We start from the raw sequence: 18,204 nt of genomic DNA, 5'->3' as shown, positions 1-18,204 counted from the left end.
TTTCAACCAAAGGTGAAGGCGTAGGCTTGTACGCCGGGATCGAGGAATTCAATGCTGAAGGTGCGGTCGGCGATGCTGCCGGACTGGCGCACCAGCTGGTACAGGCGCTGGCCGGTGATGGTGCCGGTGCCGTCGACGCCGACGTCGGTGCCGTGGTCTTTGCCCGGTGCGGCGCCGTCGATGGTCACGCGGAAGCGCACCGGCTTGCCATCCTTGCCGGGACCGAGCACCAGATGCAGGTCGCGGGCGTGGAAGCGGTAGACGATGCTGCCCCTGGCGTCGTTCAGCGTGACCTGGTCCGGCTGCGACAGCCAGTTGCCGGCCAGGCCCCACTGATTCAGCGCCGGCCTGGCTGGCGCCGTGTACAGGCGGGCTTTGTCGGCGGCCTGTTTTTCAGCTGAGGCGAAGTTTTGTGCGCGCTCGTATCCCAGATAAGTTTCCGGCGAAGCGACCTGGCTCATGTCGGCCGCCTGCTGGACGCCTTTCGCATCCTCGGCGCTGACGACGGTGTTGGTGACGTCCTTGCGGCCTGCCTCTTCCAGCAACTGCTGGATCACCTGTTCCGACTGGGCGTATTCGCCTTCGCCGAAATGGTGGTGGCGGATCTGGCCTTTGGCGTCGATGAAGTAGTGGGCAGGCCAGTACTGGTTGCCGAACGCGCGCCAGATGGCGTAATTGTTGTCGACGGCGACCGGATAGGTGATGCCGAGATCCTTGATCGCCTTGCGCACGTTGCCGAGGTCGCGCTCGAAGGCGAATTCGGGAGCATGCACGCCGATCACCACCAGGCCCTGGTCGCGGTATTTCTCCGCCCAGGCCTTCACGTAGGGCATGGTGCGCAGGCAGTTGATGCACGAGTAGGTCCAGAAGTCGACCAGCACCACCTTGCCCTTCAACTGGGCGGCGGTCAGCGGCGAGGAGTTCAGCCACTCGACGGCGCCGGTCAGCTGCGGCAGTGTGCCTTCGACTTTGAGCGCGTCGGCATCGGCCGTCGCGCCGTGCATCGCCATCATGGCGGGGCCCTTGCCGGTCATCGCCGTGCGCGACATCATGGCGCCGCCGCTCATCATGGCTCCACCCTCAGGCGCCGCGCTGCGCGACATCATCGCCGCGCCTTGGCTGGCGGCTTGCTGCTGGTCGCGCGGCGACAGCGCATCGATCAGCTTCTGCTCCAGGCCCGCCGTCGCCACCGTCGACACCTTGGTCAGCCGGCCGGTATCGAGTCCGGTGGCGATCGCCGCCACGCCGCCCAGCATGGCCACGCCCAGACCGCGGCGCACCCATTCGCCGGCGCCCAGCGAGCGCTTCATCGCGCCGAAGACCTTGCCGCCGACCAGCAGCGCCAACGCCAGCGAAGTCGCCGCGCCTGCCGCATAGGCCAACAGCAGCAGCGTGGTGCCCACACTGGCGCCGTTCAATGCTGCGCCGGTCAGCACCAGGCCAAGCACCGGACCCGCGCAAGGCGCCCACAGCAAACCGGTCGCGATGCCGAGCAGGAACGACGCGCGTACGCCGGACCAGGCGCCAGCCACCGCGTCGCCGGACGCCGGGGCATTCGCCTGCTGCGCCTTGCTGGACAGCTTGTCGCCCAGCGCCACCAGCGGCTTGGTCAAGCGGTCCGCCAGGTGCGGGAACATCAGTGTCATACCGAAGAAGGCCATCAGCGCCATCGCCAGCCAGCGGCCGTACTGATTGGCCTGCACCACCCAGCCGCCGCCGACGGCGGCCAGCGTCGCCACCAGCGCGAAGGTCAGCGCCATGCCTGCCAACATCGGCAAGCCGCTGCGTACAAAAGGTTGTCCGGTGCGGGCAAATACAAACGGCAGCACCGGCAGGATGCACGGGCTGAGTATCGTCAGCGCGCCGCCCAGGTAGGAAAGAAGGATCAGTAGCATGGCATCCTCCGGTCAAGCCGCGCCGGGCGTGAAGCTCAGCGCCAGGCCGTCGATGCAATAACGCAGGCCGGTCGGTTCCGGGCCGTCGTCGAACACGTCGCCGAGGTGGCTGCCGCAGCGGCGGCACTGCACTTCGACGCCGCGGAAGCCCAACGATGTGGTGCGGGCGGTGTAGACGCCGCGTTCCAGCGGCTTCCAGAAACTCGGCCAACCGGTGCCGCTGTCGAATTTCGCGGCGGAAGAGAACAGCGGGTTTTGGCAGCCGGCGCAGAAGAATTTGCCGGCGCGATGTTCCTTGTACAGCGGGCTGCTGAACGGGCGCTCGGTGCCGCCGCCGCGCAGGATGTCATACTGGGCCGGAGTGAGGCGGGCGCGCCATTCGGCGTCGCTCAGGTTCACTTCCCAGGCAGGGGCCGGCGCGGCCTGCACCGCGCGCCATTTTAAAGCTGCGGCGCCTGCCATCAGGGCGGCACCGCTAGTCAGGAGAAATTTGCGTCTGGAAGTCATGAGAAGCTCCAAAGTTGGAATGTCGATGCAGCCATTGTTGTCCAGAAGGGCTGGCGAAATCCTCACGTAAACTTCAATTAATTGTGATACTTTCCAGGCCAGAAATCCCGCACAATGGCGCATTCCGACTTTTTCCGGCTCGACTGACCATGGATTTACCAAAACGCGTCCTGATCGTAGAAGATGATATGCCTATCGCCGATCTGCTGCGCCTGCATCTGCAAGACGAGGGCTATCAGGTCACCCATTGCGCCGACGGCAACCAGGGGCTGGCCCAGCTGCGCAACGGTGGCTGGGACGCGCTGATCCTCGACCTGATGCTGCCAGGTGTCGACGGCCTGGAAATCTGCCGCCAGGCGCGCGCCATGAAGACCTACACGCCGATCATCATCACCAGCGCCCGTTCCAGCGAGGTGCACCGCATCCTCGGGCTGGAGCTGGGCGCCGACGACTACCTGGCCAAGCCGTTTTCGGTGCTGGAGCTGGTTGCGCGCGTCAAGGCGCTGCTGCGCCGGGCCGACGCCATGGCCAAAAACCAGCGCAACGAGGGCGGGGCGCTGGAGCTCAACGGCGTGCGCCTCGATCCGGTGACGCGCCAGGCCGCCGTCGAAGGCCGGCCGCTGGACCTGACGCCGCGCGAATTCGACCTGCTGTACTTCTTCGTCAAGCATCCGGAAAAGGTGTTTTCCCGGCTCGACCTGTTGAACCAGGTGTGGGGCTACCAGCATGACGGCTATGAGCACACGGTCAACACCCATATCAACCGCCTGCGCGCCAAGATAGAAGCCGATCCGGCCGAGCCGAGCCGCATCCTGACGGTGTGGGGCAAGGGCTACCGTTTCGCCACAGGCGGCGCGGCATGAAGTCCGGATTTTCGCTGACACTGTCGCAGCGGCTGTCGCTGGTGTTCGCGGTGCTGCTGCTGGCTTGCTGCGGCGCGTCCGCGTGGCTGCAGATCCGCGCCAATATCATGCATGAGAAGGAAGTGGTGCAGGGCTTGTCGCGCGGCCTGGCGCGCAGCATCGCGCTCGATGCGCAACTGATGAACGCCGACAGCGATGCCGTAGCTTCCCCTGCGCCCGCGCCCGGCGCACCCGCCAGCGAAGGTCTCGGGCCCGAGGCCGTGCGCCGCCTGTTCGGCCAGCTGATGGTGGTCAATCCGAATGTCGAAGTCTACCTGCTCGACATGGAAGGCATGGTCGTCGGCCACGCCGCGCCGGCCGGCCACCTGCGGCGCAATCGCGTCGATCTCGAGCCGATCCGCCGCTTCCTCGACAAGCAGCCGTTGCCGATACAGGGCGACGACCCGCGCAGCGAGAACGGCCGCAAGGTGTTCAGCGCCGCCGTGCTGCGCATGGGCGAGCGCAAGGTGGGCTACATCTACGTGGTGCTGCAAAGCGAGGAGCACGACCGCCTGGCGGCGCGCGCCGCCGCCAGTTCGGTGCTGCGCACCACGCTGTGGTCGATGGCGATCGTGGCCCTGCTTGGCCTGCTGGCCGGTTTGGTCGCCTTCCGCCTGATCACGCGGCCCTTGCACCGCCTGGCCGCGACCATGCAGCAGCTCGACACCAAGGCCGAGCAGCTGGTGCTGCCGCCGCCCGTCAGCGGCGGCCGGCGCGACGAGATCGCGATCCTGGAGCGCTCCTTCGGCGAGATGGCGGACCGCATCAACGAGCAGTGGCAGACGGTGCGCCAGCTCGATCACGACCGCCGCGAAATCGTGGCCAATATCTCGCACGACCTGCGTACGCCGCTGGGTTCCCTGCACGGCTACCTGGAGACGCTGTCGCTGAAGGACGACACGCTCGATGCGGCGGGGCGGCAGCGCTATCTCGGCATCGCGCTGGCGCAAAGCCGCAAGGTCGGGCGGCTGGCGCAGGCGCTGTTCGAACTGGCGCGGCTGGAGCATGGCTCGGTCGAACCGGAGATCGAAGCGTTTTCGCTCAGCGACCTGATACAGGATGTATTCCAGAAGTTTGAATTGCAGGCCGAGGAGCGCAAGGTGCGCCTGATGGCGACGCTGCCGCATCCGGCGCCGATGGTGCAGGCCGACCTGGGCATGATAGAGCGCGTGCTGACCAATTTGCTGGACAACGCGCTGCGCCATACCCCGGCCGGCGGCGAGGTGGAAATCGTCGTAGAACCGGCGCGTGATGGCAAGGTGCAGGTGACCGTCGGCGATACCGGGCCGGGTATCCCGGAGGCGATGCAGGAAGTGCTGTTCCGCCGCCCGTTCGCCCTGCGCGGCGAGCGCAGGGAAGGCGGCTTGGGCCTGCTGATCGTCAGCCGGGTGCTGCAGCTTCACGGCAGCAGGATCGAACTGCTCAGCGAACCGCAGCGCGGCGCCGTGTTCCGCTTTGCATTGGACGCGCAGGGCTAGCCGCGCGCCAGCATACAGCTCACATACAGCTTACGCGTCGATGAAGCGCATCTTGAAGTTGCGGCCCTTGATCGCGCCGAAGTCGCCGCCCAGCGGGTTGTTCTTGCTCAGGCGGTCGAACGCCTCGTAAGCGACGCGGCGGTCGATCGCCACATAGGTCTGGAATTCGAACACGTTGATCTTGCCCACTTGTTCCTTGGACAGGCCCGCGTCGCCGGTCAGTGCGCCCAGCAGGTCGCCCGGACGCAGCTTGTCCTTCTTGCCGCCCGAGATCACCAGCGTCATCATCGGCGCCGGATCGACGCCGTAGTCGTTTTCGTCCAGGCTGTCCAGGTCGAACCACTGCACCGGCGAGCCCTGATATTCCTCGATCAGCTTGACCCACTTCTTCTCGTTCGGCGCGCACAGCGACAGCGCCAGACCTTTTTCATTGCCACGGCCGGTGCGGCCGACGCGGTGGATGTGGACTTCGGTATCCTTCGATACATCGACGTTGATCACCGCTTCCAGGTTCTGGATGTCCAGGCCGCGCGCGGCGACGTCGGTGGCCACCAGCACGGAACAGCTTCGGTTGGCGAACAGCACCAGGATCTCGTCGCGCTCACGCTGTTCCAGTTCGCCGTACAGCGCCAGCGCGGAGAAGCCTTTCGACTGCAGCTCCTCGACCAGTTCGCGGCACTGCACCTTGGTGTTGCAGAAGGCGATCGCCGACACCGGCTTGTAGTGGCCCAGCAGGCGGCTGACGGCGGTGTTGCGCTGGTCGAAGCCGATCTCGAAGAACAGCTGTTCGATCTGGCTGTTGTCGTGCTGCGCTTCGACCGTCACTTCGACCGGATCGACCAGGAAGGAATCGGTGGCGCGACGGATGTCGTCCGGATAGGTGGCAGAGAACAGCAGCGTTTGACGGCGTTTCGGGCAGGCGCTGACGATGCCGGCGATTTCGTCGTAGAAGCCCATGTCGGTCATGCGGTCGGCTTCGTCGAGCACCAGCGTTTCGACTTTCGACAGGTCCAGCGTGGCGCGGCCCAGGTGGTCGCGCACGCGGCCCGGGGTGCCGACAACGATGTGGGCGCCGTGTTCCAGCGAGGCGATCTGCGGGCGCATCGGCGAACCGCCGGTCAGCACCAGCACCTTGACGTTGCCGGTGGCGCGGGCCAGGCGGCGCAGCTCATTGGCCACCTGGTCGGCCAGTTCGCGGGTCGGGCACAGCACCAGCGCCTGCACCGCGAACCATGCCGGATTCAGCTTGGCCAGTATGCCGATGCCGAAGGCGGCGGTCTTGCCGCTGCCGGTCTTGGCCTGGGCGATCAGGTCGCGGCCTTCCAGCACCGACGGCAGGCTTTGCGCCTGGATGGTCGTCATCTCCTTGTAGCCGAGCGAGTCGAGGTTGTCGAGGAGGGCGGGGGCCAGCGGCAGGCTGGAAAATGCAGTCGATGTCATGGTGTCGGACCTGTTCAAAAGGACGTAAGCACAGTCTAACAGGCTCCGTGCCGGCCCTGACGCTGTGAGGTGATTCGGATTTAGTTCGGAGCCCAGACCGGCAGGCCGGTCAGGTCGAGGGAGTCGTCGCGCACCCAGACCGGCAGGCCGGTGGTGTCGGTCGGCTCCAGCAGTTCGAGCTGCTCCTGCTTGAGCGTGGCGCGCTTGCCGCGCGGCGCCGGCGGGCGTTTTGCCTCCGGTTCGAGCGGCGCGGCGGGACCGAAGCCGGGCAGGTCGAACGTGGCGTTATCTTTTTTATCTCTCATCTGGAAAAAAACAAAAGCCCGGCTGCGGCAGTCGGGCTCAGTAAATGTAATGCTTCAATGCGTGGGCGAAGTGTAACACAAAGCTCAAATTCAGCCCAAGCTCAACGGAAGCTCAGCGCCCCCGTCAGGTCGCCCGGCGGCAGCGCGTTGCGGGCGGCGAAGGCTTCGTTGCGCACCTTCAGGCCTTGCAGCAGCGGCAGGTCGTGCAGGCGCGTGATGAAGCGCAGGATCGACGTGGTGTCGTAGAAGCTGTGGTCGACGGCGCCTTTTTTCGCGTACGGCGAAATGACGATGGCCGGAATGCGCGAGCCCGGGCCCCAGCGGTCGCCTTTCGGCGGCGCCACGTGGTCCCACCAGCCGCCGTTTTCGTCGAAGGTGACGACGACGACCATGTCCTTCCACTGCGGCGATTTCTTCAGGTGCTCGATTACGTTGGCGATGTGGGCGTCGCCGGACTCCACGTCCGAATACCCGGCGTGCAGGTTCAGGTTACCTTGCGGCTTGTAGAAGGTGACCGCCGGCAGCTTGCCGGCCAGCGCGTCGGCGATGAATTTGTTCGAGATCGGGCTGTCGCCCAGGCCACCGTCGCGCAGGTGCTCGGCGCGGGCGGCGGTGCCCGGCGCGAACTGCTTGAAGTAGTTAAACGGCTGGTGGTGATACTGGAAGTTGGGCTTCTCGCCGCCGCCGCGCGCGTCCAGCGCGGCCTGCCACGCGCCGCCGTACCACGCCCAGCTGACCTTTTTGGCCGACAGCAGGTCGCCGATGGTGTCGTAGGTTTGTGGCGGCAGCGTGCCGGCGTCGTGAGGATCGGCCAGCAGCGGGTCGCCGTCGACGGCGGGACGGATGTAGCTCGGCTGGTAGGGCGGCGCCATGGTGTTGACCGCGTAGCCGTCCGGCGTGATCGCGCCGTTGTTGACGTAATGCGGATGGCCGTCCATCGCGGAGGCCGGGCTGTCCTTGGCGACGGACAGGCGGTAGCCCGTCGGGCCGTCGTCCAGCACGGCGATCTTTTTCTTGGCGGCGGTGTCCTTGGCGTTGAAGTATTCCGGCGTGCGGCCGGAGACCAGGAACTGGTGGTTCAGGTAGGAGCCGCCGAAGGCCGCCATGAAGAAGTTATCGCACAGCGTGTACTGCTCGGCGATCTTCCACAGGCCGAGGTTCTTGCTGGTTTCGCCGTAGTAGCCCATGACCATGCCGCCGGTATTGCCCCAGGCGGCGAAGCCGTCGTTCTTGCCCCCGTTGATCTGCATCTGGTTCTGGTAGAACAGGTGCCACAGGTCGCGCGTGATGACGGCTTCGGGCAGCGGCTTGCCTTCGGCGTCGACCAGCTTGAACGGGCCGTTCGGCAGGTTCTTGATGTCGTCTTCCTTGAGCGCGTACTTCTTGCCGCCGATATCCTGGGTATTGGGCACCATGCCGCCCCAGACCTTCGGCAGCGCCGGCAGCACCGAGCCGTCGAAGTCGCGCTGAAGGCAGGCGGCGGGCGGCACGGCCGACAGTGGCGCGGCGGTACCCGGGAAGTTGGCGAACAGGTTGTTGAAGCTGCGGTTTTCCAGGTAGATGATGACCACGTTCTTGACGCTGGCCTTGAGCTTGGCGTCCAGCGAACCTTTGGCCGGCTGCTTGGCCGGCGCGGCGGTGGCCAGCGCGGGCAGGGAAGCGGCCATGCCGGTTGCGGCGGCGGCCTGGAAGATGCGTCGGCGTGAGGGATTGGCGGGAACGTCCTGATCCTGCTGTGCTGCTACCTGAACTTGATCCTTCACACACGCCTCCTAGGCTAACCAAAAAGGACAATTGTGACAGTTTTGTGACGGGTTGTGTATATCAGGGAATGAGCAGTTTGTTATGGCAATGGCGGAAACCAGGCGCCTGAAAAGAAAAAGCCGTTGATTCTTGAGAAGAATCAACGGCTTATCGAATCTGGTTGCGGGGACAGGATTTGAACCTGTGACCTTCGGGTTATGAGCCCGACGAGCTGCCAGACTGCTCCACCCCGCGTCTGAGGCCCGAATTATACACAGCCCTTTTGCATTCCGCAAGGGTCAAAATAAGAGCCACTTATATTTCGATAATTTTTTTAAGTGGTCCTTATGTTTATCGCATTCTACGCGGCCGCCAGGCGCCACAGCGACGTCACCTCGGCGGCACGGGCGGCGTGCAGGGGATCGGTGGTGTCGGCGGCGCGCGGGTGGGTCGGGCGGACGTCGTGGCGGTCGACGACCTTCAGGCCGGCAGCGGTTATCCATGCCATCAGTTCCTCGCGCGGGCGCAGGCCCAGGTGCTCGGCCAGGTCGGACAGGATCAGCCAGCCTTCGCCGCCCGGCGTCAGGTGCGCCGCCAGGCCGGCCAGGAAGCCGCGCAGCATGCGGCTGTCCGGATCGTAGACCGCGTATTCGATCGGCGAGCTCGGACGCGCCGGCACCCACGGCGGATTACACACCACCAGCGGCGCCCGGCCTTCGGGGAACAGGTCGGCTTCCAGCAGCTCGACCTGGCCGTCCAGGCCCAGCCGCGCCAGGTTTTCCCGCGCGCAGCTCAGCGCGCGCTGGTCCTGGTCGGTGGCGATGATGCGCGCCACGCCGCGCTTGGCCAGCACCGCCGACAGCACGCCGGTACCGGCGCCGATGTCGTATGCCAGCTTGACGCCGGCCGGCAGCGGCGTATTCGCCACCAGTTCCACGTATTCTCCGCGCACCGGCGAGAACACGCCGTAATGCGGATGGATGCGCGCATCCAGCGCCGGAATCTCGACCCCGGTGCGGCGCCATTCATGCGCGCCGATCAGGCCAAGCAGCTCGCGCAGCGAGGCGACGAAGGGCTCCTCGAAGCGGCCGTAGGCTTCGTTGCAGGCCAGTTGCACGTCCGGCGCGCGGCGCAGGGGGATGGTGTAGCCGGCGTCGAACGGAATCAGCAGCATGGCCAGCGTGCGGGCGCGCTGCGATTGCGCCTGGCGGTGCAGGTGGAACGCTTCGGTCGGCGTGGCGGGTGTCTTGGCCGGCTTGGCTTTCTTGGCCGGCTTGCTTTTGTGGTCGGCGCGGCGCGCCAGGGCCTGCAGCAGCTGGCGGGCGTTCTGGAAGTCGCCGCGCCACAGCAGGGCGGTACCTTCGCAGGCCAGGCGGTAGGCCACGTCCGCGTTGGTGCGGTCGTCGGCGATCATCACCCGTTTCGGCGGCGGCATGCCGGCTTCGGAGCGCCAGCGGGCGCTGTGCTGCACGCCGTTTTCCTCCCAGTGGATCTGTTGCTGCGTCGGGGAGGCGGTGGTTTGTGCGGGCATGTCGGGGCAATCGGTAGGAAGAATAAGCGGCAAAAACACCGGCGACGGGACTCATCCCTGCCGGTGTTCTTGTAATGAGGTGCTTATTATACTTGGCGGTCAGGCTGTGGCGGCTTTGGCGTCCGGCGTGGCGTCGCTGGCGGCGGGCGCGGCGACCGGATCGGCGGCCTGCGCGCCGTAGGCGTCGGCGGCCGACTTGGCCTTGTCGGCGCTGGACGGGGCGCTGTAGGTATTGGTGTCCTTGCTGTCGACCAGGTTGAGCAGGCGCAGCGACAGGTTGCGCAGCGTGTTGCGGTCGATGCCGTTGCTGGTCTGGCTGTTCTTGTCGTCGCCGGTCGACAGCGCGGTCTGCAGGTCGCGGCCGATCAGTTTGAACAGGTCGGCCAGGGTGCCGGGGAAGTCGATATTCGGTACCTGCACGGTCGGCAGGTTGTCGCTGCCGGCGCTGTTGGAGGCCACCGGCTTGTTGCCGGCGGCCTGGGTGTCCGGCTGCTGGGCCGCGCCGGAGGACTGGCTGGCGCCGGCGGTCAGGTCGTAGTTGTACTGGACTTCCACCTCGAAGTCGAACTTGCGGCCGTCGGCCGTGGTGATCGTGCCCTTGCCGATGAAGTGCGAGCTGTCGCTCAGCTGGAAGGCGGCGGCGTCGCTGCTGCCGTTCGGGCCGGAACTGTGCTGGACCGCCACGCCGAAGCTCGATTCGGTTTCAAGGCTGGCCGAGTCGAAATCGATGACCGCGCCCTTGGCGGCGTCGCCGAACAGCGAGTTGGTGAAGCTGCTGACGAAATTCTGGGCGAAATCGACGGTGGCATTGCCTACCGACGCCACGTGCTTTTGCAGGTCGAGGCCGTCGCTGGACAGCGAAGTCGGCGCAGAGTCCGTGCTCTTGGCCAGCTTGCCGGCGCTCGTGGCGCTGCTCTTGCTATCGCCGTATGGATTGGCGGCGTGAGTGGACGCCGGCAAGGAGCGGGCGCCAAGGGCGGGGATGGTAGACATGGCAAATTCCGTTTGATATTACTTCTATAACGGTATGCCCGCCGATTTCTTGAGGGCCGCGTGCAGATTTAATGATGGTGGGTCCAGCCTTCCGGCGCCGCCAGGTAGGAGGCGACGGCTTCTTTCTGGCCGATGGCGTGGTGTTTGACCTCGCCGCACTGGCAAATTCCCAGGTAAGGCTGGATGTGGGAGCAGGCCGATACTTTCTGCAGGCGGACTTGGACGGCCTTGGCGCATTTGGCGCATTTGAAGGTCAGGGTGCGTGGTGCTTTTAACATGATTGCGCTTTACGGGTGACGGCAAAGGCGGGATTTTATCACTCAGGCGTAGATGTCGAGCTTGGGCGGCACCAGCGGTTCCTGGCCATAGGTCCGCTGGACTTTGGACGTGGCCTGCTCGACCTGCTGCGTCGCCAGTTCGGCACGGGCCTGCAATTCCAGTTGCGCCGCCTGCGCCGCGACGGCGCGGTCGGCGCCGGACGGATCGGCCGGCGCCAGCGCTGCGGCCTGGATGGTGCGGGCGCGCTCGATGGTCTCTTGCGGCGTGCGCCCGGGCGAGGTGTCGATATGGACTTCGCCGCCGATGGCGTAGTCGACGCCGTTCGGCCGGCGCTGGTAGGTGTAGGAGGCGCCCGAAGTGGCCAGTCCGCCCGCCGTCGCCAGGTGGGCCTGTTCGTGCTGGCGTACTTCGGTGTCGCGGGCCTTGAGCTGGGAAACCAGGGCCAGCGCCTCGGGCGTCAGGTTGGTGGCCGTGTCGCTGCCGGAGAAATTGGTGTTCGGCGAGGAGGCGGTCGACGCCGAGGCCGGCCCCGCCGGCGTGATGGACGACGGCACCTGCGCCGGCTGCTTTTCGCGGGCCGGTGGCAGGCTGGCGGAACTCGGTGATATGGCGCCGATGCTCATGATGTTTGGATGATAGCGCAATTTTTTATGGACGGCTTCGCGTCAACTGATTTGGCGCCGCCGCGTTGAAGGACTACCTAGGGATTAATCTTCCACACAAGAGGCAAGACCATGGACCAGAAACAGCAGCCGAGCAAGGAAACCGTACGACAGTGGTTGCAGACGCAGATAGAGGAACGGCGTCCTCCGCCGGACGCCAAGCAGATCCGGCGCGAGCTGGGTTGGGAGATGTTGAAGATGGAACGTCGCGACCAGGATCTCAGTCGCTGATGGTGGCGATCAGCGTGTGCAGCAGCTGGTTGACTTTGGCGCCCATCGCATCGGAGCCGTAGTCGCCGGCGGTGACCACCACCGTCAGGTCCAGCTCCGGCACGATGAAGATGCGCTGGCCGCCGTTGCCGAAGGCGGCGCTCCAGGCGGTGCGATGGCCGTGCCAGGCGGCCGTGCCGGTCCACCACTGATAGCCGTAATGCAGTTCGTCCGGCTGGTTGCCCGGACTCTTGAAACCCACGCTCAGGCGCGGCTTCAGCGACTCCGCCACCCATTCCTCGGCGACGATCTGCCTCCCGTTCCAGCGCCCCTGGTTCAGCATCAGCCGCCCCAGCTTGGCCATGTCGCGCGGACGCATGCGCAGTCCGGCAAACGGCATCGGCCTGCCGCGCAGGTCGGTCACCCATTCCCAGCGCGCGATGCCCAGCGGTTCGAACAGCTCGGTCCTGGCGACGTCGACCCACGACAGGCCGCTGACGCGCGCGACGATGTCGGCCAGGATGTTGGTGCCGCCGCCGTTGTAGTTCCAGACGGTGCCGGGCGGCGCGACGATCGGCTGCTCCAGCACATAGCGCACGCGGTCGGATTTCCAGAACAAGCGCAGCTCGTTGTTGGGTTGCGCGCCTTCTTCCCATTTCCAGCCGCCGCTCATCGTCAGCAGGTGCTCCACGTTGATGGCGCTCAGCTGCGGTGAGCGCAGGTCCTGGTCTTCGGGGTAGTAGTCCAGCACCGGCGTGGAGAGCGAGGCGATTTTGCCGCGCTGTTTTTCGATGCCGACCAGCAGGCTGATGACGCTCTTGCCGATCGAGCGCGTGTCGTGCAAGGTGTTGGGTCCGAACTCCACGGTTGCCGCGAACGGCGGCCAGACGCCCAGTCCCCGTTGCAGCGAACGGTCCTTGCCGCTGCGGTACATCTCCGCCACCAGCTTGCCGTGGCGTTCGATGACGATGCTGTGAATATTGTCCCGGCCCCGATCCAGCGCGGTCAGCGTGACGCACAGCGCGTTGGCGTCGAAGCCCGACGCGCCGGGCACCGACAGTTCCCAGCCATCGGTCTGCAACGTCGGGGCGTAACAGGCCGCCTCGCAGACCGCCGGCAGAGCGATCGACAGACAGCAGCACAGACGAAGCAGCAAATTCATGGATGGCCTTGAATTATCAATAAAGCACTATTCTACTGCACGGTGACTGAACTTTTGCCGCCCGCGGACGGTTGTACCAATATTTTTGTGGAAATACGCTCAGTCATTTCCTGCACGTGCGAGATCACGCCGACCTTGCGGCCCATCGCCTGCAGCCCGTCCAGCGCATCCATGGCGACGCGCAGCGTCTCGGCGTCCAGGCTGCCGAAGCCTTCGTCGATGAACAGCGACTCGACGCGCACGCGGTTCGACGACAGCGACGCCAGTCCCAGCGCCAGCGCCAGCGAGACCAGGAACGATTCGCCGCCGGACAGCGAATGCACCGAACGCATTTCGCCGCCCATGTCCTGGTCGCGCACCAGCAGCGCGAGGGACGGGGCGGCGGCATTCTGGATGCGCTCCAGCTGGTAGCGGCGCGCCAGATGGTTCAGGTGCGCGTTGGCATAACCGAGCAGCACGTCCAGCGTGAACTGCTGCGCGTAGTTGCGGAACTTCTTGCCGTCGGCCGAGCCTATCAGCTCATTCATGCGCGACCAGCGCTGTTCGATCGCTTCCTGTTGCGCGATGTCGGCCAACATCGCTTGCGATTGCCGGCGCTTGGCGTCGTCCTGCGCCAGCGCGAGCTGCAGGGCGGCGGCACTGTCGTGGGCGGTCTTGCGTTCGGCCGCCAGCTGGTTGAGCGCATCGGCCAGCGCGGCGATGGGGTTTTGTTCGGCGTCCAACTGCGGGGCCGGCGGTGCGGAGAGCTGGTGCTGTTCGCGCTGGCGCTGACGCTCTTTGAGGATGGTGGCGGCGTTGTCGGCGTTGCGCTCTATGGCCTGCAATGCGGTGCGTTCGGCTTCGATGTCGGCGGTCGTATGCGACAGCAGTTCGTGCAGATGGGCGAGGTCGCGCAGGTCGGCATCTGGCTGGCGCTGCTGGAATGCGTCGAGCCAGTCGGACAGTCTGGCCGCAGCGGCAGCAGCGCCCGCATGCAGCGTCGTCAGGCGGTTGGCGGCTTGCGCCAACGCTTCGTCGGCGCGGGCACGGGCCTGCGCCGCTTGCTGCGCGGCCGTTTGCAGATCGGCCAGCTGCGACTTCGCGGCATCGATGGCGGCGTTGAGCGCGGCTTCGACGTCGCGCACTTCCTTGCCGCCCCAAAGCGCCATGCGCTGCTGCTGCATGTCCTTGAGTGCATCGTCGGCGGTTTTATAGGCGCCGCGAGCGGCCAGGGCATCCTGCCCGGCCTTGGCCTGCGCGTCTTTCAGCGCCTTCAATTCGATGTCGAGGTTGGCGAGGATAACGGCGCGTTCGTCGTGCGCGGCGCGTTGGCCCAGCCATTGTTTGCTCTCGGCCCGGCGCGCCTCATGGAATCGGGCGGGGCCGGCTTTCCATTCGTCCTTCCAGTCTTCGCTGGGCAGGTCGCTCCCGCTGAAGGCCGCGTCCAGGTCGGACAGCAAACCGCTTAGTGTGAGCGCCACCTCGATGCGCTGTTCGTCCAGGGCCTTGTGCTCGGTGTTCGCGAGCGCCAGCGCGGTCTGTGCGTTCGACGCCACGCCTTGCAGGCGCGCGTGTTCCGTCGCCGCCGTGTCGCAGGCGGCTTGCGCCTGGTCGCGGGCAATGCGGGCTGCGTGCAGCGCGTGCTCTTGCCGTTCGATGGCTTGCAGTTCGTCGCGCACCAGTTCAAGTTGCGCGACAAACCAGCCGGTACGCTCAGGCTCGGGCGGCAACGCCGTCGTCGACATTGCGTGGGCCTGCCACGCGGCGGCGACGCGCTCCAGCGCCTGTCCCACGGTGCGGCTCTCGGCGGCCAGCGCGTTCAGCTGCTCCAGGCAGGCTTGTTTGGTCGCCCGCTGGGCCGCCTGCTGGTTGACATTGGCCTCCATCCGCCGGCGGCAGCGTGTGACTTCCGCCTGCAGTTCGGCCAGCATCGCGTGCAGGCCGCCGTCGTCGTGCCGGTATGGATGCTCGTGCGCGCCGCACACGGGGCAGGGCGTATCGTCCTCCAGCGCCGCGCGCAGCGTTTCGACCGTCTCGCCGCATGCGGCTTCCGCCAGTTTCAGTGAGCGTTCAGCCTGGGAGAACGTGGCGAGGATGGCGACGCCTTCCTGTTCCGCCGTCGTGAGCTGAACCTCGGCCGCCGCCATCGCCTCGCGCAGCTGTGCGGACTGCGATTCGATGTGCGCGCTGCGCGTCTGCCGCGCGTCCAGCTCGATCCAGATTTTTTCCGCGCCGGCCAGCAGGTCGCGGCGCTGTTCCATGTTGTGGCGCGATGCCTGCAATTGCTCGGTGGAGAACGCGGCCAGCGCGCGCACTGCTTCCTGGCGCTGCGCTTCCAGCGTCTGCAGGGTGGCGGCCGAAACCGCCAGTTTGGCGCCGGCCTCGGTCGCGTCGTCATGATGCGCCTTGGCGTTGCGCTGCATGCGGGCCAGCGCGGCGGCCAGCTTCTCTGCCTGCGATGTGGCTTGGCCGGCCTGCGCGAACAGCACATCCCAGCGCTCCCACGACTGCGCCAGCGTTTGCCATTGCTTGTGCTGCGCAAGCCAGGCGAGTCCGGCGTCGTGCTGCGCCGACAGGCGGTCGCGTTCATCCTGGCGGGATTGCAGCGCGGCCTGCGCGGCGGTGTCGGCATGATCGGCCGCTTCGCCGGCTGCCGCCGCCTGGCGCCAGGCCGGCAGCATCGCTTCGATGCGGGCATCCAGCGCCTTGGCGCGGTCCAGCTGCGGCGCTGCGGCGCGTTGTGCCGTTTCGGCTTCCTGCAGCCGCGCGGCGGCCTGAGTCTGCGCCGCGGCGGCGTGCTCCAATGCCTGCGCCGCTGTTGCCGCATCCCGGGTGCCGGCGTCGATGGCGCCTTGCGTGTCGGCGATCTCGGCGTCGATGCGGCGGCTATCGTCAGCCAGCGGGCGCGCCGGCTGCACGGCGGCGATGCGGGCCAGCGCCGCGCGCCGTGGCGCGGCCTCATCGACATCGGCGATAGCCGTCTGGCTGGCTTGTTGCGCAAGCTGCTCGTCTTCCGCCAGTTGGCCGGCCTGCTTGTGCCAGCGCAGTTCGTGTTCCAGCTCCGTCTTGCGCTGATCCAGCGCCTGCAGCGCCGCAGTGGCGGCGGCGCCTTGCGCCTCCAGTTCGGTGCGCTCGTCGGTGCTCATCGGTTTCTGGTCGGCCAGCCGCACGTTGAGCCGCAGCAGGGCAGCCTGTTCCAGCTTGGCGCGCTCGAACGCGCGCATCGAAATCTCGGTGTAGACGGTGCTGCCGGTCAGCGTTTCCAGCAGTTCGCCGCGCTCGTTGTCCTCGGACTTGAGGAAGGCCGAGAATTCATTCTGCGCCAGCAGCACCGCGCGCGTGAACTGTTCGAACGACAAGCCGATGCGTTTTTCGATTTCCGCTTTTACTTCGGTCTTGGTGCCGCCGATCGGCTGCAGCGCGGGCAGCAGGTGCAGCGTCATGGCGGTGGGCTGCAGCGCGCCTTCGGCCTTGGTGCGCGAGCGCCGCACGCTCCAGCGCGCGCGGTAGGAGGCGCCGTCGTTGCCGACGAAGTCCACTTCGGCATGGCCTTCCGCCGTGCCCCGGCGCAGCAGCGTGCGGGTGTCCTGCGTCGACACGGTTTCCGCGCCGACGTCGGTCAGCATGCTGCGGCCTGCGACCTTCAACAGACGCGGCGTGGCATCGTACAAGGCCAGGCACAGCGCGTCGAGCAAGGTGCTCTTGCCGGCGCCGGTCGGGCCGCTGATGGCGAACAGGCCGGTCGATGCCAGCGGCTCCTGCTCGAAGTCCACACTGAATTCGCCCGCCAGCGAGGCCAGGTTCTTGCCGCCGATTTTCAGGATTCTCATGGCAGCCTCGGTGACAGCATGAGCTCCGCGAACGCGCTCAGTTGATCGGGCGGCGCGTCGTTGTCGAAACGCTGCCGGTAGAGCTGGCGGAAAATGTCGTCCGGCTTGAGCTGCTCCAGCTGGTCCAGCGTCATCACGTCGTCGTCGATGGACGAGCCGCGCGCCGCGCTGGACGTTTCGATCTTGGCCAGCCGCACCGGCTTGCCGTCCAGCGCCGCCTCGATGCGCGAACGCAGGCCTGGTTCCGGCGCATCGAGCAGCACGCGCACTTCCAGGAAGGGCTGGCGCTCCGGCGGCGCTTCGTCGACGGCCAGCGCCGCCAGTTCTTCCAGCACCTGCGGCAGCAATGCCGGCTTGGCAGGAATCCGCAGCAGCTCGACCGCGCGCGGCACCGGCAGTGGCACGATCTCGCGCACGGCGGCGCCGTCGATATCGATGCGCAGGACCTGGTGCTGGTAGCCCACCTCGGCGAACGACAGCGGAATCGGGCTGCCGCAGTAGCGGATGTGCTGCTGCTTGCCGACGCTTTGCGCCAGGTGCAAATGGCCCAGCGCCGCGTAGACGATGGCCGGATCGAAGATCCCGGCCGGCAGCATCTCGGTGCCGCCGATGACGATGCGGCGCTCGGAATCGTTGGACATCTGGCCGTCGACCATATGACAGTGGCCCATGGCCAGTATCGCCTGGCCGTCCTGGCGCCTGGCCAGCGCCAGTTCCAGCGCCTGGCGGTAGAGCAGGGCGATGCCGGCCACATAAGGATCGGCGGCGGTATCCTCGATGCGCGGCACGTCGCCGGGACGCAGGAAGGGCACGGCCAGGCACCAGGCCTCGACCGCGCCGCTGCGGCCGGTCAGCGGCAGCACCAGCTGTTCCAGGTCGATATCGCCGTCGGCGTCGCGCTGCACGGTGCCAACCACGCGCGTGCCGTGCGCTTCCAGCAGCGGTCCCGGCGCCTCCAGCCGGCTCGGCGAATCGTGGTTGCCGGCGATGACGATCAGGTTCAGGTGCGGCACCCGCTCCCTGGCCTGCTGCAGGAAACGGTACAGCTGCTTTTGCGACGCGGACGACGGATTGGCGTTGTCGAAGATGTCACCGGCGATCAGCAGCGCGTCCGCCTGTTCGGCGACGAGCGTGTCCAGCAGCCAGTCGAGGAAGCGCTGGTGCTCGTAATGACGCTCGAAATTATGCAGGGATTGGCCAAGATGCCAGTCGGAGGTGTGCAGCAGACGCATGAAAATGTGTAATCAAAACAGCCGGGAAGCGCACAATATAGCGCAAGACGGGTCCG

Annotated in this window: 15 protein-coding genes and 1 tRNA gene; 3 read left to right on the top strand and 13 right to left on the bottom strand. The window is 66.4% G+C overall.

The annotated features are described in order from the left end of the window. Positions 1-2 precede the first annotated feature (2 nt). Positions 3-1,895: a cytochrome c biogenesis protein DipZ gene (locus ACCD07_RS23275; RefSeq protein WP_413448685.1), complete on the bottom strand. Its 1,893-nt coding sequence runs from the start codon at positions 1,893-1,895 to the stop codon at positions 3-5. Positions 1,896-1,907: 12 nt separating this feature from the next. Beyond that, positions 1,908-2,402 carry a peptide-methionine (R)-S-oxide reductase MsrB gene (gene msrB, locus ACCD07_RS23270; protein ID WP_413448684.1) on the bottom strand — a complete coding sequence of 165 codons (495 nt, stop codon included), beginning with the start codon at positions 2,400-2,402 and terminating at the stop codon, positions 1,908-1,910. 149 nt (positions 2,403-2,551) lie between these two features. On the opposite strand from msrB, the gene ACCD07_RS23265 reads away from it, so the two are divergent. Both ACCD07_RS23265 and ACCD07_RS23260 read left to right on the top strand, forming a co-directional pair. Next, on the top strand, positions 2,552-3,265 hold the full coding sequence (locus ACCD07_RS23265; RefSeq protein WP_176651643.1) for a response regulator transcription factor: 714 nt from the start codon (positions 2,552-2,554) through the stop codon (positions 3,263-3,265). Next, a complete protein-coding gene (locus ACCD07_RS23260; protein WP_413448683.1) occupies positions 3,262-4,782 on the top strand; it encodes an ATP-binding protein in 1,521 nt (506 codons plus the stop codon). The genes ACCD07_RS23265 and ACCD07_RS23260 overlap by 4 nt, the downstream gene beginning before the upstream one ends. A 30-nt stretch (positions 4,783-4,812) precedes the next feature. On the opposite strand, the gene dbpA is transcribed toward ACCD07_RS23260, so the two are convergent. From dbpA to ACCD07_RS23220, 8 genes are all read right to left on the bottom strand, one after another. Further along, positions 4,813-6,222, bottom strand: coding sequence for an ATP-dependent RNA helicase DbpA (gene dbpA, locus ACCD07_RS23255; RefSeq protein WP_176651641.1), 1,410 nt, complete (start codon positions 6,220-6,222; stop codon positions 4,813-4,815). Positions 6,223-6,302: 80 nt separating this feature from the next. Beyond that, complete coding sequence (locus ACCD07_RS23250) at positions 6,303-6,527, bottom strand: hypothetical protein (protein ID WP_176651640.1); 225 nt, start codon at positions 6,525-6,527, stop codon at positions 6,303-6,305. A 101-nt stretch (positions 6,528-6,628) separates the two neighbouring features. Next, positions 6,629-8,290 carry an acid phosphatase gene (locus ACCD07_RS23245; RefSeq protein ID WP_413448682.1) on the bottom strand — a complete coding sequence of 554 codons (1,662 nt, stop codon included), beginning with the start codon at positions 8,288-8,290 and terminating at the stop codon, positions 6,629-6,631. A gap of 158 nt (positions 8,291-8,448) precedes the next feature. Beyond that, positions 8,449-8,525: transfer RNA gene (locus ACCD07_RS23240), tRNA-Met, on the bottom strand. A 106-nt stretch (positions 8,526-8,631) separates the two neighbouring features. Next, positions 8,632-9,801, bottom strand: coding sequence for a methyltransferase (locus tag ACCD07_RS23235; RefSeq protein WP_413448681.1), 1,170 nt, complete (start codon positions 9,799-9,801; stop codon positions 8,632-8,634). 99 nt (positions 9,802-9,900) lie between these two features. Continuing rightward, complete coding sequence (locus tag ACCD07_RS23230; protein ID WP_413448680.1) at positions 9,901-10,794, bottom strand: hypothetical protein; 894 nt, start codon at positions 10,792-10,794, stop codon at positions 9,901-9,903. A 68-nt stretch (positions 10,795-10,862) separates the two neighbouring features. Then, complete coding sequence (locus tag ACCD07_RS23225) at positions 10,863-11,072, bottom strand: hypothetical protein (RefSeq protein ID WP_176651634.1); 210 nt, start codon at positions 11,070-11,072, stop codon at positions 10,863-10,865. A gap of 42 nt (positions 11,073-11,114) precedes the next feature. Further along, entirely contained in the window at positions 11,115-11,696 is a 582-nt protein-coding gene (locus tag ACCD07_RS23220) for a putative metalloprotease CJM1_0395 family protein (RefSeq protein ID WP_413448679.1), read from the bottom strand. 111 nt (positions 11,697-11,807) lie between these two features. Between ACCD07_RS23220 and ACCD07_RS23215 the strand changes: the two genes are divergently transcribed. After that, a complete protein-coding gene (locus tag ACCD07_RS23215; protein WP_176651632.1) occupies positions 11,808-11,966 on the top strand; it encodes a hypothetical protein in 159 nt (52 codons plus the stop codon). Here the strand turns inward: ACCD07_RS23215 and ACCD07_RS23210 are convergent. Genes ACCD07_RS23210 through ACCD07_RS23200 form a run of 3 tightly spaced genes read right to left on the bottom strand, consistent with a single transcriptional unit; the run spans position 11,956 to position 18,148 of the window. Further along, a complete protein-coding gene (locus ACCD07_RS23210) occupies positions 11,956-13,107 on the bottom strand; it encodes a serine hydrolase domain-containing protein (protein ID WP_413448678.1) in 1,152 nt (383 codons plus the stop codon). The two genes, ACCD07_RS23215 and ACCD07_RS23210, sit on opposite strands and share 11 nt — an antisense overlap. A 32-nt stretch (positions 13,108-13,139) precedes the next feature. Then, a complete protein-coding gene (locus ACCD07_RS23205; RefSeq protein ID WP_413448677.1) occupies positions 13,140-16,916 on the bottom strand; it encodes an AAA family ATPase in 3,777 nt (1,258 codons plus the stop codon). Then, the gene (locus ACCD07_RS23200) at positions 16,913-18,148 is read right to left on the bottom strand and encodes an exonuclease SbcCD subunit D C-terminal domain-containing protein (RefSeq protein ID WP_413448676.1); all 1,236 of its coding nucleotides are present in this window, start codon (positions 18,146-18,148) and stop codon (positions 16,913-16,915) included. Before ACCD07_RS23200 ends, ACCD07_RS23205 begins: the two co-directional genes overlap by 4 nt. Positions 18,149-18,204: the final 56 nt, after the last annotated feature.

Source organism: Duganella sp. Dugasp56 (genome assembly GCF_047304105.1).
Taxonomy (GTDB): domain Bacteria; phylum Pseudomonadota; class Gammaproteobacteria; order Burkholderiales; family Burkholderiaceae_D; genus Rugamonas; species Rugamonas hordei.
The sequence above is the reverse complement of the archived record's forward strand: the minus strand, read 5'-3'. Positions and strand labels throughout refer to the sequence as shown.

Bases quoted from the DNA above. Each gene is read 5' to 3' on its own strand.
- ACCD07_RS23275 (WP_413448685.1), bottom strand. From the start codon at position 1,895: ATGCTACTGATCCTTCTTTCCTACCTGGGCGGCGCGCTGACGATACTC.
- msrB (WP_413448684.1), bottom strand. From the start codon at position 2,402: ATGACTTCCAGACGCAAATTTCTCCTGACTAGCGGTGCCGCCCTGATG.
- ACCD07_RS23265 (WP_176651643.1), top strand. From the start codon at position 2,552: ATGGATTTACCAAAACGCGTCCTGATCGTAGAAGATGATATGCCTATC.
- ACCD07_RS23260 (WP_413448683.1), top strand. From the start codon at position 3,262: ATGAAGTCCGGATTTTCGCTGACACTGTCGCAGCGGCTGTCGCTGGTG.
- dbpA (WP_176651641.1), bottom strand. From the start codon at position 6,222: ATGACATCGACTGCATTTTCCAGCCTGCCGCTGGCCCCCGCCCTCCTC.
- ACCD07_RS23250 (WP_176651640.1), bottom strand. From the start codon at position 6,527: ATGAGAGATAAAAAAGATAACGCCACGTTCGACCTGCCCGGCTTCGGT.
- ACCD07_RS23235 (WP_413448681.1), bottom strand. From the start codon at position 9,801: ATGCCCGCACAAACCACCGCCTCCCCGACGCAGCAACAGATCCACTGG.
- ACCD07_RS23230 (WP_413448680.1), bottom strand. From the start codon at position 10,794: ATGTCTACCATCCCCGCCCTTGGCGCCCGCTCCTTGCCGGCGTCCACT.
- ACCD07_RS23225 (WP_176651634.1), bottom strand. From the start codon at position 11,072: ATGTTAAAAGCACCACGCACCCTGACCTTCAAATGCGCCAAATGCGCC.
- ACCD07_RS23220 (WP_413448679.1), bottom strand. From the start codon at position 11,696: ATGAGCATCGGCGCCATATCACCGAGTTCCGCCAGCCTGCCACCGGCC.
- ACCD07_RS23215 (WP_176651632.1), top strand. From the start codon at position 11,808: ATGGACCAGAAACAGCAGCCGAGCAAGGAAACCGTACGACAGTGGTTG.
- ACCD07_RS23210 (WP_413448678.1), bottom strand. From the start codon at position 13,107: ATGAATTTGCTGCTTCGTCTGTGCTGCTGTCTGTCGATCGCTCTGCCG.
- ACCD07_RS23205 (WP_413448677.1), bottom strand. From the start codon at position 16,916: ATGAGAATCCTGAAAATCGGCGGCAAGAACCTGGCCTCGCTGGCGGGC.
- ACCD07_RS23200 (WP_413448676.1), bottom strand. From the start codon at position 18,148: ATGCGTCTGCTGCACACCTCCGACTGGCATCTTGGCCAATCCCTGCAT.